Origin of the sequence: Caldimonas sp. KR1-144 (assembly GCF_049446155.1) — a bacterium.
Lineage (GTDB): Bacteria > Pseudomonadota > Gammaproteobacteria > Burkholderiales > Burkholderiaceae_C > Rivibacter.
In genome coordinates this window covers 174,787-190,744 of record NZ_JBMSEE010000008.1, presented here as the reverse complement: position 1 = coordinate 190,744, position 15,958 = coordinate 174,787, and the positions used below count along the sequence as shown (strand labels likewise).

Genomic DNA, 15,958 nt, shown 5'->3' with positions numbered 1-15,958 from the left:
GGATCGTGGAACTCTACACCACGGCCCCGGCGTTCGGATCGTCGGGATCCCCTTCGTTGCGCGCCTGCGCCTTCACGAGATCCTCTCGCTTGACGCCCAGCCACATCGCGATCGCCGCAGCGACGAACACCGACGAGTAGATGCCGAACAGGATGCCGATCGTCAGTGCGAGCGCGAAGTAGTGAAGTGTCGGGCCGCCGAACAGCAGCATCGAGACCACCATCATCTGCGTCGAGCCGTGGGTGATGATGGTGCGACTCATCGTGCTGGTGATCGCGTGGTCGATCACCTGCGGCGTGGTCATCTTGCGGAACTTGCGGAAGGCCTCGCGGATACGGTCGAAGATCACGACCGACTCGTTGACCGAGTAGCCCAGCACCGCCAGCACCGCCGCCAGCACCGACAGCGAGAACTCCCACTGGAAGAAGGCGAAGAAGCCCAGGATGATCACCACGTCGTGCAGGTTCGCGACGATGCCGGCGACCGCGAACTTCCACTCGAAGCGGATCGACAGGTAGAGCATGATGCCGGCCACCGTGGCCAGCAGGGCGTAGGCGCCGTCGCGCGCGAGCTCCTCGCCGACCGTCGGGCCGACGAACTCGCTGCGTTGCAGCTTGACCGGCTCGCCGCCGGCCGCTTCGCAGACCTGCTTGCTGATGTGCTCGCCCTTGTCGGTGATGACCTCGCTTTGCTTGACCTGACCCTGTTCGGCCGCGCACAGCGCGCCGAAGACGCGGCCCACCACCTCCTGCTGCTTCACCTCGCCGCGCAACGGCAGGCGGATCAGCACGTCGCGCGAGGTGCCGAAGTTCTGCACCTGCACCTCGCCGAAATTCAGCGCCTCGACCGCCGAGCGAACCTTGCCGATGTCAGCCGGCTGCGTGTACTGGGCCTCGAGCACGGTGCCGCCGGTGAACTCGATCGACAGGTGCAAGCCGCGCGTGGCGATGAAGAACACCGCCAGCGCGAAGGTGATGAACGAGATCGCGTTGAAGACCAACGCGTGCCTCATGAATGGGATGTCGCGCTTGATGCGGAAGAATTCCATGGCTTTCGTTCCTCGCTCAGGCCTTGGCCGCCGGCGCGTCGCCGTTGCCGCCGTCGGGTCGCCAGACCTGGCCGATCGACACGCTCTTGAGCTTCTTCTTGCGGCCGTACCAGAGGTTGACGAGGCCGCGCGAGAAGAACACCGCCGAGAACATCGAGGTCAGGATGCCCAGGCAGTGCACGACCGCGAAGCCGCGCACCGGGCCGGAGCCGAAGGCCAGCAGCGCGACACCGGCGATCAGCGTGGTGACGTTGGAGTCGAGGATGGTGGCCCAGGCGTGCTCGTAGCCGGCGCTGATCGCCTGCTGCGGCGGACGGCCGTTGCGCAGCTCCTCTCGCACGCGCTCGTTGATCAGCACGTTGGCGTCGATGGCCATGCCCAGCGTCAGCGCGATGGCCGCGATGCCCGGCAGGGTCAGCGTGGCCTGCAGCATCGACAGCACCGCGACCAGCAGCACCAGGTTCAGCGCCAGCGCCAGCGTCGAGAACACACCGAACAGCAGGTAGTACAGGCACATGAACACCGCGATTGCGGCGAAGCCGTATTTCACGCTGTCGAAGCCCTTGCCGATGTTCTCGGCGCCCAGGCTCGGGCCGATCGTGCGCTCCTCGATGATCTCCATGGGCGCGGCCAGCGAGCCGGCACGCAGCAGCAGCGCGGTGTCGCTGGCCTCCTGCGTGGTCATGCGGCCCGAGATCTGCACGCGACCGCCGCCGATCTCGCTGCGGATCACCGGCGCCGTGACGACCTCGCCCTTGCCCTTCTCGAACAAGAGGATCGCCATGCGCTTGCCGACGTTCTCGCGCGTGATGTCGCGGAAGATGCGCGCGCCCTTGGCGTCGAGCGTCAGGTGCACGGCCGGCTCTTGCGTCTGGCCGTCGAAGCCGGGCTGCGCGTCGGTCAGGTTGTCGCCGGTCAGGATGACCTGGCGCTTGACGATCAGCGGCGCGCCGCCGCGCTCGACGTAGCGCTCGGTGCCGAAGGGCACCGGCCCGGTGCCCGCCGCGCCGGCCGCGGCCTCGACGCTGTCGTCGACCAGGCGCACTTCGAGTGTTGCCGTGCGGCCGATGATGTCCTTGGCCTTGGCGGTGTCCTGCACGCCGGGCAACTGCACGACGACACGATCAAGGCCCTGCTGCTGGATCACCGGCTCGGCAACGCCCAGCTCGTTGATGCGGTTGTGCAGCGTGGTGATGTTCTGCTTGAGCGCCTGCTCCTGCACGCGGCGCGCGGCCTCGGGCTTGAGTGCGCCGACGAGCGTGAGGTCGGCGCCTTCCGCGCCCTCGGTCCACGCCAGGTCAGGCAGCGCGTCGGCCAACACGTTGCGTGCCGCACTGCGCGTGGCCGCGTCGCGAAAGCGCACTTCGACGGCATCGCCCGTGCGCTGGATGCCCGCGTGGCGGATGCTCTTGTCGCGCAGCAGCGTGCGCATGTCGCCCGCCATCGCGTCGGCGCGCTTGGTCAGCGCGCCCTTCATGTCGACCTGCATCAGGAAGTGCACGCCGCCGCGCAGGTCCAGGCCCAGGTACATGGGCAGCGCGTGCAGCGAGGCCAGCCAGGTCGGCGAGCGGCTCAGCAGGTTGAGCGCGACGATGTAGCTCGGATCGGCGGCATCCGGGTTGAGCGCACGCGCGATCGCGTCCTTGGCCTTGATCTGCGTGTCGGTGTCGGCGAAGCGCGCCTTGACCGAGTTGCCGTCGAACTGCACGAAGTCGGCCGTCACGCCGGCGTCGGCCAGCGCTTTCTCGACGCGCGGCACCAGACTGGCGTCGAGCTTGAGGGTCGCCTTGCCGCTGGAGACCTGCACCGCCGGCGCCTCGCCAAAGAAGTTGGGCAGGGTATAGATCAGGCCGATCAGCAGCGCGACAGCGATGATCGCGTACTTCCACCACGGGTAGCGGTTCATGGCCGCTGTCCTTTCATGCGCATGGACGCTCTGTTGCGCGAAAGGCCGCGCGTCGCGGTTGACGACGTCACGGCCTCGATGGTTCCGAGCCCCGTGGCCCGGCGCAACACGAGCGGGTTACTTCAGCGTGCCCTTGGGCAGCACCTGCACCACGGCGCTGCGCTGCACTTGCAGTTCGACGCCGGTGGCCACTTCGATCGACAAGTAGTTGTCGCCCAGCTTGGCGACCTTGCCCAGCACGCCGCCCGCGGTGACGATCTCGTCGCCCTTGGCAAGCGCCTCGATCATCGCCTTGTGCTCCTTCTGCCGCTTCATCTGGGGGCGGATCATCACGAAGTAAAGCACGACGAACATCAGCACCAGCGGCAGCATCGACAGCAAGCTGGACTCGGCGCCGCCGGCGGCCGGCGCGGCCTGGGCGTAGGCTTCGGAGATGAAGAACACGGTGGGTCCTTGGGGGGTCTGTAAGGTAAGCCGTCGATTGTAGTGGCCGGACCCCTCGCGGGCTGCCGCACCGCTCGCCCCCCCCCAAGACTTCCTGCTCGGTCAGCCGGCCGGCGCTTCGGCGCGCAGCCGCGCCGCCGCCTCGACCATGTGCCGCAAGGCAGCGCGCGTTTCCGGCCAGCCGCGCGTCTTCAGGCCGCAGTCCGGGTTGACCCATAGCCGCTCGGGCGGGATCACGGCGGCCGCCCGACGCAGCAGAACCAGCATCTCCTCGACCGACGGCACGCGCGGCGAATGGATGTCGTAGACGCCGGGCCCGATCTCGTTCGGATAGCGGAACGCGCCGAAGCCGCGCAGCAGCTCCATGCCGGAACGGCTCGTCTCGATCGTGATCACGTCGGCGTCCATCGACGCGATCTCGGGCAGGATGTCGTTGAACTCGGCATAGCACATGTGGGTGTGGATCTGGGTCTCGTCGCGCGCCGCGCCGGCGGCGACGCGAAACGCCCGCGCCGCCCACGCCAGGTAGGCGCCCCACTGCGCACGCCGCAGCGGCAGGCCCTCGCGCACCGCCGGCTCGTCGATTTGGATCACGCCGATGCCGGCGTCCTGAAGATCCGCGACCTCGTCGCGGATCGCCAGCGCGATCTGCAGCGCGGTGTCGGCGCGCGGCTGGTCGTCGCGCACGAAGGACCACTGCAGGATCGTCACCGGGCCCGTCAGCATGCCCTTCATGGGTCGCGCGGTCAGGCGCTGCGCATAGGCCGTCCACTCGACCGTCATCGGCCGCGGCCGCGCGACGTCGCCGTAAAGCACCGGCGGCTTCACGCAGCGCGAGCCGTAGGACTGCACCCAGCCGTTGGCGGTGAACGCAAAGCCATCGAGCTGCTCGCCGAAGTACTCCACCATGTCATTGCGCTCGGCCTCGCCGTGCACCAGCACGTCCAGCCCGAGCGCCTCCTGTTCGCGCACGGCCAGCGCGATCTCCTCGCGCATCGCGTCGCGGTAGGCGTCGGCCGCAAGCTCGCCGCGCTTGAAGGCCGCGCGCGCGGCGCGGATCGCGGCGGTCTGCGGGAACGAACCGATCGTCGTGGTCGGAAAGGCCGGCAGTGCGAGCCGCGCGCGCTGGCGCTCGCGCCGGGCCTCGAAAGGGCTGGCGCGCCGATCGGCGTCGGCGGGCAGCTCGGCCAACCGCTGCGTCACTGCGGGCCGCCGCACGCGCGCGCTCGACAGGCGCTGTTCCCGTGCGCGACGCGCCGCTGCGAGCTCGGCACCCACGGCCTGCTTGCCTTCGACCAGCGCGCGCTTGAGCAGGGCCAGCTCGTCGAGCTTCTCCACCGAGCCGGCCAGCCAGCCGCGCAGCTCGTCGTCGAGCGCGGCATCGCCGGCCAGGCTCATCGGCACGTGCAGCAGCGAACACGAGGGCGCGATCCAGACGTCGGCGCGCCGGCGTTCGAGCGCGGCGCGCACCTGTGCCAGCGCGCGGTCGAGGTCGCAGCGCCAGACGTTGCGGCCATCGACGACGCCGATCGACAGCTGCTTGTGCTGCGGCAGCCAGTCGAGCACCGCCTGCAGCTCATGGCCCGCGCGCACCGCGTCGATGTGCAGGCCGGCGACCGGCAGCCTGCAGGCCAGGCCGAGCTGGTCTTCCAGCGCAGAGAAGTACGTCGCCAGCATCAGCGGCACGCCGGCGCCATGCAGCGCGTGGTAGGCGCGCTCGAACGCGAGGCGCCAGGCGCCGGGCAGGTCGAGGCCGAGGATGGGCTCGTCGATCTGAACCCAGGCAACGCCGGCGGCGCGCAGCTGGACCAGCAGTTCCACATAGGCCGGCAGCAGCACCTCGAGCAGCTCGAGGCGGTCGAAGCCCTCGACCTGCGACTTGCCCAGCCAGAGAAAGCTCAGCGGACCGACCAGCACCGGCTTGACCTCGTGGCCGAGCGCGCGCGCCTGCGCCACCTCGTCGAGCAGGCGCCGCGACGCGAGCCGAAAGCCGGTGTGCGGTCCGAACTCGGGCACGAGGTAGTGGTAGTTCGTGTCGAACCACTTCGTCATCTCGAGCGCCGCGCGGCCCGCATCGCCGTGCTCGCCAACGCATCGGCAACCCGCCTCGTGCACCGGCTCGGCGGCGACGCCGCGCGCCAGCGTGAACAGTCGCGCAAGTTCGGGCTCACCACCGTCGAAGCCGAAGCGCGCCGGCTCGCAGCCGAACATCAGGACGTGGTTCGCGACGTGGTCGTAGAACGCGAAGTCGCCGACCGTCACCACGTCGAGCCCGGCGGCACGCTGCAGCGCCCAGTGCCGCTCGCGCAGCATGCGGCCAACCGCCTCCAAGGCCTCCGCATCGATCTCGCCGCGCCAGTGCCGCTCGAGCGCGAACTTCAGCTCGCGTTGGGCGCCAATGCGAGGAAAGCCGAGAACATGAGTTCTTATCATGATGATCGAATAACAAGATGAATGTCACTTAAGATCATCGGCCACGTCGCCGTGCGCGCTCAAGCGAAACTTTCTGGCGATCACCCTGAATCCTCTTCATGCAGCCATGCCTGCTTCACCGCTCGAACTGCGCCACCTGAAGACGCTGCAAGCCCTGCACGAGGCCGGCAATCTGTCGCGCGCGGCCGAGCGGCTTGCGCTGACGCAGTCGGCGCTGTCTCACCAGATCAAGGCGCTGGAGTCGCACTACGGCGCGGCCCTGTTCGAGCGCAAGTCCAACCCGCTCGCCTTCACGCCGGCCGGCCAACGCCTGCTCGCGCTGGCCGCCGCCTTGCTGCCGCAGGTGAGCGATGCCGAGCGCGACATCGCGCGCCTGCTGCAGGGCGCAGCCGGCACGCTGCGCATCGCGGTTGAGTGCCACACCTGCTTCGACTGGCTGATGCCGGCGATGGACGCGTTGCGCGAGCGCTGGCCGGCGGTGGAGCTCGACATCGTCTCGGGCTTCCACGCCGACCCGGTCGGCCTGCTGCACCAGGACCGCGCCGAGCTGGCGATCGTCTCCGAGCCGAGCGACGGCGAGGCCGGCATCGACGTGCACCCGCTGTTCGGCTTCGAGATCGTCGCGGTGCTGCCGCGCGGCCATGCGCTGCTGGCCAAGCCCTGGCTCGAGGCGGCCGATTTCGCCAACGAGGCCTTGATCACCTATCCGGTGCCCGACGACATGCTCGACCTCGTGCGCCGCGTGCTGCGGCCGGCCGGTGTGACGCCGCCGCGCCGCACGACCGAGCTCACGGTCGCGATGCTGCAGCTCGTCGCCAGCGGGCGCGGGCTGGCTGCGCTGCCGCTGTGGGCGGTGAAGAGCTACCTCGACCGCGGCTACGTCGCCAGCCATCGCATCGGCCGCGACGGCCTTGGCGGACGGCTGTTCGCGGCGGTGCCCGAACGGCTGCGCGAGCGCCCCTACATCGTCGAGTTCCTGCGGCTGATGCGCGAGACCTCGATCGCGACGCTGCCGGGCGTGCGGCTGCTGTGAAATGACGCGAGCGAAATGCAAAAAGCCCCGAGAGGCACGACCTCGCGGGGCTTTGAAATATCTGGTGGCTCGGGGCGGAATCGAACCACCGACACGCGGATTTTCAATCCGCTGCTCTACCAACTGAGCTACCGAGCCAAGAGCCCGAGAGTATAGCAGCGTCTTTGCTGCTGACCCTCTGGGCGTCAGCCGACCAGGCTTTTCTTGTTGCGGCTCAGGTCCACGCCCAACTGCTTGAGCTTGCGGTAGAGGTGGGTGCGCTCGAGACCGGTCTTCTCGGCCACGCGCGTCATGCTGCCGTTCTCGCGCGCGAGGTGGAACTCGAAGTAGGCCTTCTCGAAAGCGTCGCGCGCCTCGCGCAGCGGACGGTCGAGTTCGAAGCTCTGTTCGGCCTGCGGGCCCAGCGCTGCGGCCAGCGCGCCGCTGCCCAGCGGGGCGGCGACTTCGTTGAAGCGCTCGCGGCCGTCGATGGCGCGCAGCGGCGTCGGCGCATTGGCCTGCGGCCGGGCCGCCGGCTTGGCCAGGCCCTGCTCGACGGCACGCAGCAGCTTTTGCAGCGTGATCGGCTTTTCGAGGAAGGCCATCGCGCCGACCTTGACCGCCTCGACCGCGGTGTCGATCGTGCCGTGGCCGCTCATCATGATCACGGGCATCGTCAGCAGGCCGCTGGCGCCCCACTCCTTGAGCAGGGTCACGCCGTCGACGTCGGGCATCCAGATGTCGAGCAGCACCAGATCGGGACGCTCGCGCTCGCGCGAGGCGCGCGCTTGCGCGGCGTTCTCGGCAAGCTCGATGGTGTGCCCTTCGTCACTGAGGATTTCCGACAGCAGCGCGCGGATGCCCAGTTCGTCGTCGACTACGAGGATATTGGCCATGGAATCTCGGAAACAGCGCGCACCGGCGCGCGCTGGCGGCCCGCAACGGTCACGCGAGCCACTTCGAAAATGATATCGAAACCTGCGCGCCCGCCGACACGGGTTCGCCCTCGGGCCCTGCAGGCCCCGCAATGTTGGCCACGCGCACCCGCGCGGCGTGCTCGTCGGCGATCTTCTTGACCACCGCAAGACCCAGGCCCGTTCCCTTGCTCTTGGTGGTGACGTAGGGCTCGAACGCGCGCTTGAGCACGCGCTCGGCGAAGCCCGGGCCGTTGTCGGCGACGACCAGTCGCACGCTGCGCCAGCGGCCGTCGTCGTGGCGCGCGCCCTCGGTGCGCACGCTCACCACGCCGTCGGGCCGGTCGGCCACCGCATCGAGCGCGTTCTGCACCAGGTTGTGCACCACCTGGCGCAGCTGGGTCGCGTCGCCCTCGATGCGCGGCAGCGCCTCGGCCAGTTCGGCGCGCACGCGCCCGGCCTCCTGTTGCGCAGCGTAGAGCTGCAGCACCTCGCCGACCAGGGCGTTGAGATCCAGCGGTGCGAGCTGCGCGGCCGGCAGGCGCGCGTAGTCGCGGAACTCGTTGACCAGCTGCTTCATCGCCTGCACCTGCGCGACGATGGTGGCAACCGACTTGGCGAGCATCTGCTGATCGGCCGGCTCGGCGAGCTTGGCCTCGAGCTTGTGCTGCAGCCGCTCGGCCGACAGCTGGATGGGCGTCAGCGGGTTCTTGATCTCGTGCGCCAGCCGGCGCGCGACCTCGGCCCAGGCTTCGACGCGCTGCGCCGAGACCAGCTCGGAGATGTCGTCGAACACGATCAGCCGCGCGCCGTCGGGCAGCAGCGCACCGCGCACCAGCAGGGTCAGCGCCTCGTCGCCGGCACGCAGCGAGAAGCTGTGCTGCCATTGGTCGATGCGCTCGCCCGCCTCAGGCTGCGACTCGACCTGCTCGAAGCGCTCATGGGCCTGCCGCGCGAACGCCTCCAGCCCTGGCACCAGCTCGAGCGCGCTGCCGAGATAGGCCGACATCGGCGCGCGCAGGATGCGCGTGGCGCCCGGGTTCACGGTGTCGATGCGGTGGTCGCGGTCGAACACGATCACGCCAGCGCTCATGTTGTCGAGGATGGTCTGCAGCTTCGCGCGCGCGGCGTCGAGCGCGGCGGCGCTGCGCTCGGCATAGCTGTGCGCATCGGCCAGCTGGCGCGTCATCTCGGCGAAGTCGCGCGTCAAGCCGCCCAGTTCGTCGCGCGACGTGAACACCGCCTTGGGACGCAGGTCGCCGCGCGCGACCTCGCGCACACCGTCGGCCAGCAGCAGCAAGGGCTTGGCGACGCGGTTGCCGAACGCCAGCGCCAGCGCCACTGCACTGAACACCGCGAGGATCAACGTCAGCGTCAGCGTGCCGATGTACATCTTGCGCAGGCCCTCGCGCGCCAGCGAACGCTGCTGGTACTCGCGGTACGCGGCCTGCACGGCCAGCGCATTGGCCGCCAGCGACGAGGGCAGCAGCTGCGTGACGAGCAGGAATCGCTCGCCGCCGGCCAGCGCGAAGCCGGCGGTCGGAATCAGCGCCAGCGCCCGCACGCGAGGCTGCGAGCTGCCGCCGGCCGCCGCGACGGCGCTGGCCGCGGCGACGCCGGCCGCGCCCTGGCCGCCCGCGCCGTCGTCATCCAGGCCCTCGAGCTGCGCGACGACGCGCTGCGTGCGTGCCTGGCGCAGCTGGGCCTGCGTCACGCGCTCGGTGGCGAACAGGTTGCCGGCGGCGCCGGCCGAGGCAATTCGTTGGCCGTTGAGGCCGAGCACCGCCACTTCCTGCGCCGCGAGCTGCTCGCGAAGGCGCTCGAGCGCCAGCGGCTGCGCGCGCTCCGCGCCGTCGGCGATGCGCTCGGCGGCCAGCCGCGTCTTGCCGGCGAGGTCGTTGACCAGCGTGTCGAGCGTGCCGCGGCCGAGGTTGAGGCCGGCATCGAGCGCACCCTCAACCTGCACGTCGAACCAGCTCTCGATGCTGCGCGAGACGAACAGGTAGCTCACGGTGTAGACCAGCACGCCGGGCAGCAGGCCGACCAGGCCGAGGATCAGCGCCAGGCGCAGCAGCAGCCGGCTGCCGAAGCGCCCGCGCACCACGCGCACCATCAGCTGCACCGTGGCCGAGACCACCACCAGCAGCAGCACGCAGGCAATCACCACGTTGACCCAGAACAGCCACGGGTAGTGGCGCTCGTAGACCTGCTGGTTGTTGGTCGAGATGGCGAGCAGGAAGCTCAGCACCAGGCCCGCGCCGGTGGCGGCGACGAGCGCGGCCAGCCACGCCCAGCGGGCATCGCGGCGGTTCATTCGGCGCGCTCCTCTTCGCTCTTGGGTCTCAACGCAGCGCCGGCGGCGCGTCGGGCGGCGGCACCACGGCTTGGCGCTCGACCGTCAGGCTCCAGTCGGCCTGGCCGCCGATGCCGATCTGCAGCGGGCGCGGCAGCTGCGAGGTGTCGAGCCGGAACGAGAACTCGACGTACTGCCGCGTGTCGGGCTCGAGCGCGGCGGCGTCGGCGATCTTCCAGCGCGAGGCGCGCTGGATCGCGGCCAGTGCGTCGTCGAGCCGCTCGTAGCTCTGGCTCAGCGAGCCCTGGCTGAGCCGGTAGCGCCGCGTCAGCGGCTGCCACGCCAGGCGCCAGTTGCGCTCGGCGCCGCCGATGCGCTTGTCGCGCCAGTACCAGCGGCTGCGCAGCACCTCGGCGCGCGCGACGAAGTACAGCGGCACGCCCTTGAGCAGCGCGTCCTCGACCGGCCGCGAGAGATCGAAATCCAGCACGTAGCCGAGCATCAGGCCGTCCTCGCCATGGCTGAGCTCGAACGATTGCAGCACGGGCGCCCCCTCGGCGCGTGCGCTGCCGGGCCCCAGCAGGCCGCCCAGGGCCAGTAGCAGACACAGGCCGGCAACGAGCAGCGTGCGCAGCGAACTTTGCAGCAGCGCCGACGAACCGCCGAAGGCGGTGGCGCAGTCCCGTCGCGCGAGGCGCGGGCCGGTCGATGCGGTGGGTGCTTCCAACGGCGTCCCTTAGCCGATTGAACGTACCGCGACCCATGGAGCCGGTCGGGGAGTCGCTTCAGCGGCCCTGCTTGTCGATGCGTGCGTAGAAGAAACCGTCGGTGGCCGAGGCATGGGCCGCCGACGTGTCGGCATTGTCGACCAGGGGCAGGCAGTGACCGGGGGATGGCCTCGGGCAGGCATCGGGGGCTCGTTGCAAAAAAGCGTCGATCTGTTGTGCGCCCTCGGCGCGAAACACGGAGCACGTGGCGTAGACCAGACGCCCGCCCGGCGCCAGCAGCGGCCACAGTGCATCGAGCAGGCCAGATTGGGTGCGGCGGAGCCCGTCGAGGTCGCTTTCGCGGCGCAGCCAGCGCACATCGGGGTGGCGGCGCACGATGCCCGAGGCGCTGCACGGCGCGTCGAGCAAGATCGCGTCGAACGGGCGGCCGTCCCACCAGGCGGCGACATCGCGCGCATCGGCCGCGCGGGTGCGCGCGGCCAGGCGCAGGCGCGCCAGCGTCTCGTCGACGCGCGCGAGGCGCTGCGCATCGGCGTCGAGCGCCAGCAGGTCGAGCTCGGCCAGTTCGAGCAGGTGGGCGGTCTTGCCGCCGGGCGCCGCGCAGGCGTCGAGCACCCGCGCGCCGGCCGCCAGCGGTGTGTCGCCATTGAAGGCCGGGCCGAGCAGCAGTGGCGCGGCCCATTGCGCGGCGAGGTCCTGCACCGAGACGTCGCCGTCGGCGAAGCCGGGCAGCGCACCGACCGGCGCCGGGCGCAGCAGTTCGACCGCCTGCGGCCCGACCTGGCGCGCCGCGAGGCCGGCCTCGGCCAGCCGCGCGACGTAGGACGCGGCGTCGCCGCGCCGCGCATTGACGCGCAGCGTCATCGGCGCGCGCGCGTTGTTGGCCGCGAGCACGGCTTGCCACTGTTCAGGCCAGTCGGCACGCAGGCGATCGATCCACCAGCGCGGATGGTTCCAGCGCGCCACCGGATCGGCCGCCACCGACGCGAGCAGCGCGTCGCGCTCGCGCAGCGCGCGGCGCAGCACCGCATTGACCAGGCCGGACTGCGCGCTCGCGCGCCGCTTGGCGGCCTCGACGGCCTGGTTGACCAGCGTGTGCGGCGCGTAGCTGGAGCCGGCCGCATCGGCCTCGCGCGTGACGAAGCCCAGCGCCACCAGCAGCAGCGCGTCGACCCACGGCGGCGGCGTCTTCGTGACCATCGCCGCGCGCAGCGCCTGCGCGCGGCCCAGCTCGCGCAGCGCATCGAAGGCCAGCGCCTGCGTGCCGGCGCGCGTGGCCGCCGGCACGGCGGCCAGCGCATCGGTCAGCGAGCGGCCGGCGCGCACCGCTGCCACCGCATCGGCGGCGTGCGTGAGCAAGACGGCCAGCGGCGCGCTCGCGCCGGCTTCAGAGGCGGGACGGCTCATGCACCTCGGACAGCGGCTCGGGCTGCGGCAGGCTGGTCGTCCTGCGCACGTTGAACAGCGCGGCGATCACGCGCGTGGGCCATTCGGTCACCGCCGCGTTGAGCGCCTGCACCGACTGCTCGTGCTGCTGGCGCCCGAAAGCGATCTGCGCCTCGGTCTGCTGCAGCGCCTGCATCAGCGACTCGGTGCGCTCGCCGAGCGAGGGCTCGTTCAGCAAGCCGGCATGCGCGTCGAACACGCGGCGCAGCGAGCGCAGCGCGTGGTCCAGCGTGCGCTCGGCCACGCCCAGGCTTTGCACGCCGCCGGCATCGACCGGCCGGCCATGGATGTGGCCGCAGGCCGCGTCGGCCTGCCGGCTCGCGGCGACCACCGCCTCGATCACCGCCCGCTCGGCCAGCGGCGCGTCGGCCGGCAGCGCGCCGCCAAGCATCTCGCCGAGTTCGCGCGCGAGGCCATGCCGACGCTTGAGCTGGGCATCCAGCGGCCCCCACGCGGCGACCATCGCGCTGCGCAGCCGCACCAGCCGGTTGTAGGCGCCGACGGCCCAGAACACCAGCAGGGCCGCGACGAGGATCAGCACCGCGCGCGTCGAGAACATCGAAGTCGATGGCATCGCCTGCCTCCGGAAGGAGCCGTTCCAGGGCGGCCACTGTATGCGCGCGATGCACGCGCGGCGAGCACGGCGTCACGCGGCGCGGCGCGCGCGCCACGCCTGCCAGCCGGCCGCGCGCAACGCACAGGCGGGGCACTGGCCGCAGCCGTAGCCCCAGTCGTGCCGCTGCGAACGCTCGCCGAGGTAGCAGCTGTGCGTGTGCTCGACCGCCAGGTCGACGAGCGCCTGGCCGCCGAGCCGCTCGGTCAGCGCCCAGGTCTGCGCCTTGTCGATCCACATCAGTGGCGTCTCGATCGTCATCGGGGTGTCCATGCCGAGCGAGAGCGCGACCTGCAGCGCCTTGAGCGTGTTGTCGCGACAGTCGGGGTAGCCGGAGTAGTCGGTCTCGCACATGCCGCCGACCAGGACCGACAGCCCGCGGCGATACGCCAGCGTCGCCGCGAAGCCGAGGAACAGCAGATTGCGGCCCGGCACGAAGGTGTTGGGCAGGCCGTTGGCCTGCATCTCGATCGCGCGCGCATCGGTCAGCGCGGTGTCGCTGATCTGGCCGAGCAGCGAGAGGTCGAGCAGGTGGTCGTCGCCGAGCTTGGCGCTCCAGTGCGGGAAGCGCTCGCGCAAGGCCGCGATCACGCGCGGGCGGCACTCGAGCTCGACGCGGTGGCGCTGGCCGTAGTCGAAGCCGATGGTCTCGACGCGCGCGTAGCGCTCGAGCGCCCAGGCGAGGCAGGCGGTGGAATCCTGGCCGCCGGAAAAGAGCACCAGCGCGCCGCGGGGATCTGGGGCCCCCACGCTCGACATCAACTGCGTCCCTCGCCGTTGCCCAGCACGATCCACTTCATCGAGGTCAGGCCTTCGAGCCCGACCGGGCCGCGCGCGTGGAACTTGTCGGTCGAGATGCCGATCTCGGCGCCGAGGCCGAACTCGAAGCCGTCGGCGAAGCGCGTGCTGGCGTTGACCATCACGCTGGCCGAGTCGACCTCGCGCAGGAAGCGCATCGCGTTGGGATGGTCGCGCGTGACGATCGCGTCGGTGTGGTGCGAGCCGTAGCGGTTGATGTGCGCGATCGCCTCGTCGAGCGAGTCGACCAGCTTGATGCTGATGACCGGCGCGAGGTACTCGCAGGACCAGTCGGCCTCGCTCGCCTCGACGAGCTTGACGCCGGCGACGTGGAACAGCGCTGCCTTCAGCAGCGCCAGGCTCTCGGCATCGCAGCGCATCTCGACGCCCTTGGCGGCGAACACGGTGCCGATGCGCGTGAGGAAGTCGTTGGCCACCGCGCGGTGCACCAGCAGCGACTCGGCGGCATTGCAGGGGCTGTACTTCTGCGTCTTGGCGTTGTCGGTCACCGCGACCGCCATCTCGAGGTCCGCGGCCGCGTCGACATAGACGTGGCAGTTGCCGTCGAGGTGCTTGATCACCGGCACCTTGGCCTCGTTGGCGACGCGCTCGACCAGGCTCTTGCCGCCGCGCGGGATGATCACGTCGACGTACTCGGGCATCGCCAGCAGGCGGCCGACCGCGGCGCGGTCGGTGGTCGGCACGAGCTGCACCGCATCGATCGGCAGGCCGTTGGTGCCCAGCGCGCGCGTCACCAGCGTCATCAGCGCGGTGTTCGAGTGGATGGCCTCCGAGCCGCCGCGCAGGATCGCCGCGTTGCCGCTCTTGATGGCCAGCGAGGCGGCGTCGATCGTCACGTTCGGCCGGCTCTCGTAGATCATGCCGAACACGCCCAGCGGCACGCGCATCTGGCCGACCGTGATGCCGCTCGGGCGGCGGCGCAGGTGGTTCATCTCGCCGATCGGGTCGGGCAGGGCGGCGACCTGCTCGCAGCCTTCGGCCATCTGCGCGATCACCTTGTCGGTCAGGCGCAGGCGGTCGACCATCGGCGCGGCCAGGCCCGCGGCCTCGGCGGCGGCGACGTCGCGCGCGTTCTCGGTCTGCAGCACCAGCGACTCGGCGCGGATCTCGGCCGCCAGCGCGAGCAGCGCGGCGTTCTTGGCCGCGGTGCTCGCGGCGGCCATCGCGGTCGACGCGCCGCGCGCGGCCTCGCCGAGGCGGCGCATCAGGGTGTCGACGTTTTCTTGGGCATCCATCGTGGGCGGATTGTCGCGCAGCCCGTTCGCCCTACCGACGCCAAGGGGCAGCGCACGCGTGTCTAGCGAACCCCGAGCCCGCCCGGCAGCAGGCCGAGCAGCACCAGCCACAGCGGCGCGGTGACGACGAAAGCCAGCGTCGAGACGACGATCGCCGCGGTGGTCTCGCCCTCTTGCGTGCGGTAGCGCTGCGCGAACATCAGCGCGTTGGCGCCGGTGGGGTTGGACGCCGCCATCACGATCACCGCCAGTGGCAGGCCCGCCAGTCCGCCGACCGCGAGCCCGGCCGCCAGCACCAGGGCCGGCTGCACCAGCAACTTGCCGGCCGACAGCGCGACCGCCGACGCCGCCGCGCCCTTGAGGCCGTAATGCCCGAGCGACAGGCCGATCGCCACCAGGCACAGCGGCACCACCGCCGTGCCCAGCATCTGCAGCACCTCGTCGACCGGGCCCGGCAACGGCCAGCCGGTGAGATTCCAGCCCATGCCCGCCAGGACCGGCAGCACGATCGGATGAACGATGGTGTTCTTCGCCACCAGCGCGAGCGTGCGGCCCAGCGGCGCGCGCTGGCCGGAGGCCTGCGCCTGTGCATGCGCGAGGTCGCGCTCGACCAGCAGCGTCAGGATCGTCAGCAGCGTCAGCGCATGCAGGCTGACCACCGCGACGTGGATCTGCAGGCCGGCCTCGGCGAACAGCGCCGCGGCCATCGGGATGCCGAGCTGGGCGTTGTTGCCGAACGCGGCCGTGATCGCGCGCGCCGCGGGCCGCGCCGGCGACGCCGCCGGTTCCTGCCGCAGACTGCGGCGCTGCCAGGCGTAGACGAGCAGCATCCACGCCACCACCGGCACGAAAAACACCAGCAGCGCGCGCCACGGCATTGCGTGGAAGTCGATGCGCGCCGTGGCGCGAAACAGCAGCGCGGGCGCGAAGATGTAGAACGCGGCGTTGGACAGGATGCGCGCGGCATCGCCGCCGCGAAACGCCGCCGTGCGGCCGGCGGCCCAGCCGATCGCGATCGTCACGAAGATCGCGATCAGCTTCAAGAAGAGGATCGGGGGCATGCGTCG

General features: G+C 70.8%; 13 protein-coding genes and 1 tRNA gene. 1 reads left to right on the top strand and 13 read right to left on the bottom strand.

Annotation, left to right across the window (positions count from 1 at the left end):
• Nucleotides 1-13 precede the first annotated feature (13 nt).
• The 4 genes from secF to metE form a co-directional block, all read right to left on the bottom strand.
• The gene (gene secF, locus ACO2TI_RS18525) at nt 14-1,048 is read right to left on the bottom strand and encodes a protein translocase subunit SecF (protein ID WP_423286656.1); all 1,035 of its coding nucleotides are present in this window, start codon (nt 1,046-1,048) and stop codon (nt 14-16) included.
• A 16-nt stretch (nt 1,049-1,064) separates the two neighbouring features.
• Complete coding sequence (secD, locus tag ACO2TI_RS18520) at nt 1,065-2,954, bottom strand: protein translocase subunit SecD (RefSeq protein ID WP_423286655.1); 1,890 nt, start codon at nt 2,952-2,954, stop codon at nt 1,065-1,067.
• A 117-nt stretch (nt 2,955-3,071) separates the two neighbouring features.
• Nucleotides 3,072-3,398 (bottom strand): preprotein translocase subunit YajC, encoded by a 327-nt coding sequence (gene yajC, locus ACO2TI_RS18515; protein WP_423286654.1) that lies wholly within the window; start codon nt 3,396-3,398, stop codon nt 3,072-3,074.
• 102 nt (nt 3,399-3,500) lie between these two features.
• Nucleotides 3,501-5,831: a 5-methyltetrahydropteroyltriglutamate--homocysteine S-methyltransferase gene (gene metE, locus ACO2TI_RS18510; protein ID WP_423286653.1), complete on the bottom strand. Its 2,331-nt coding sequence runs from the start codon at nt 5,829-5,831 to the stop codon at nt 3,501-3,503.
• A 106-nt stretch (nt 5,832-5,937) separates the two neighbouring features.
• Between metE and ACO2TI_RS18505 the strand changes: the two genes are divergently transcribed.
• Nucleotides 5,938-6,864 (top strand): LysR family transcriptional regulator, encoded by a 927-nt coding sequence (locus ACO2TI_RS18505; protein ID WP_423286652.1) that lies wholly within the window; start codon nt 5,938-5,940, stop codon nt 6,862-6,864.
• Nucleotides 6,865-6,926: 62 nt separating this feature from the next.
• Here the strand turns inward: ACO2TI_RS18505 and ACO2TI_RS18500 are convergent.
• From ACO2TI_RS18500 to ACO2TI_RS18460, 9 genes are all read right to left on the bottom strand, one after another.
• Nucleotides 6,927-7,002: transfer RNA gene (locus tag ACO2TI_RS18500), tRNA-Phe, on the bottom strand.
• 47 nt (nt 7,003-7,049) lie between these two features.
• Nucleotides 7,050-7,739, bottom strand: coding sequence for a response regulator (locus ACO2TI_RS18495; RefSeq protein WP_423286651.1), 690 nt, complete (start codon nt 7,737-7,739; stop codon nt 7,050-7,052).
• A 49-nt stretch (nt 7,740-7,788) separates the two neighbouring features.
• Nucleotides 7,789-10,071 (bottom strand): ATP-binding protein, encoded by a 2,283-nt coding sequence (locus ACO2TI_RS18490; RefSeq protein WP_423286650.1) that lies wholly within the window; start codon nt 10,069-10,071, stop codon nt 7,789-7,791.
• A gap of 28 nt (nt 10,072-10,099) precedes the next feature.
• Nucleotides 10,100-10,777 (bottom strand): DUF4390 domain-containing protein, encoded by a 678-nt coding sequence (locus ACO2TI_RS18485; RefSeq protein ID WP_423286649.1) that lies wholly within the window; start codon nt 10,775-10,777, stop codon nt 10,100-10,102.
• 58 nt (nt 10,778-10,835) lie between these two features.
• Nucleotides 10,836-12,185, bottom strand: a complete 1,350-nt coding sequence (gene rsmB / locus ACO2TI_RS18480; protein ID WP_423286648.1) for a 16S rRNA (cytosine(967)-C(5))-methyltransferase RsmB — start codon at nt 12,183-12,185, stop codon at nt 10,836-10,838.
• Entirely contained in the window at nt 12,166-12,798 is a 633-nt protein-coding gene (locus tag ACO2TI_RS18475; protein ID WP_423286647.1) for a LemA family protein, read from the bottom strand. Before ACO2TI_RS18475 ends, rsmB begins: the two co-directional genes overlap by 20 nt.
• Before the next feature lie 72 nt (nt 12,799-12,870).
• Nucleotides 12,871-13,596, bottom strand: coding sequence for a 7-cyano-7-deazaguanine synthase QueC (gene queC / locus ACO2TI_RS18470; protein ID WP_423286646.1), 726 nt, complete (start codon nt 13,594-13,596; stop codon nt 12,871-12,873).
• Nucleotides 13,596-14,891: a glutamate-5-semialdehyde dehydrogenase gene (locus ACO2TI_RS18465; RefSeq protein ID WP_423286645.1), complete on the bottom strand. Its 1,296-nt coding sequence runs from the start codon at nt 14,889-14,891 to the stop codon at nt 13,596-13,598. The genes queC and ACO2TI_RS18465 overlap by 1 nt, the downstream gene beginning before the upstream one ends.
• A gap of 62 nt (nt 14,892-14,953) precedes the next feature.
• A complete protein-coding gene (locus ACO2TI_RS18460) occupies nt 14,954-15,952 on the bottom strand; it encodes an AEC family transporter (protein ID WP_423286643.1) in 999 nt (332 codons plus the stop codon).
• Between the last annotated feature and the right edge of the window lie 6 nt (nt 15,953-15,958).

What these genes read in the sequence shown, in the direction of transcription:
- secF (WP_423286656.1), bottom strand. Translation starts at nt 1,048, where the DNA reads ATGGAATTCTTCCGCATCAAGCGCGACATCCCATTCATGAGGCACGCG.
- secD (WP_423286655.1), bottom strand. Translation starts at nt 2,954, where the DNA reads ATGAACCGCTACCCGTGGTGGAAGTACGCGATCATCGCTGTCGCGCTG.
- metE (WP_423286653.1), bottom strand. Translation starts at nt 5,831, where the DNA reads ATGATAAGAACTCATGTTCTCGGCTTTCCTCGCATTGGCGCCCAACGC.
- ACO2TI_RS18505 (WP_423286652.1), top strand. Translation starts at nt 5,938, where the DNA reads ATGCCTGCTTCACCGCTCGAACTGCGCCACCTGAAGACGCTGCAAGCC.
- ACO2TI_RS18495 (WP_423286651.1), bottom strand. Translation starts at nt 7,739, where the DNA reads ATGGCCAATATCCTCGTAGTCGACGACGAACTGGGCATCCGCGCGCTG.
- ACO2TI_RS18490 (WP_423286650.1), bottom strand. Translation starts at nt 10,071, where the DNA reads ATGAACCGCCGCGATGCCCGCTGGGCGTGGCTGGCCGCGCTCGTCGCC.
- rsmB (WP_423286648.1), bottom strand. Translation starts at nt 12,185, where the DNA reads ATGAGCCGTCCCGCCTCTGAAGCCGGCGCGAGCGCGCCGCTGGCCGTC.
- ACO2TI_RS18475 (WP_423286647.1), bottom strand. Translation starts at nt 12,798, where the DNA reads ATGCCATCGACTTCGATGTTCTCGACGCGCGCGGTGCTGATCCTCGTC.
- queC (WP_423286646.1), bottom strand. Translation starts at nt 13,596, where the DNA reads ATGTCGAGCGTGGGGGCCCCAGATCCCCGCGGCGCGCTGGTGCTCTTT.
- ACO2TI_RS18465 (WP_423286645.1), bottom strand. Translation starts at nt 14,891, where the DNA reads ATGGATGCCCAAGAAAACGTCGACACCCTGATGCGCCGCCTCGGCGAG.
- ACO2TI_RS18460 (WP_423286643.1), bottom strand. Translation starts at nt 15,952, where the DNA reads ATGCCCCCGATCCTCTTCTTGAAGCTGATCGCGATCTTCGTGACGATC.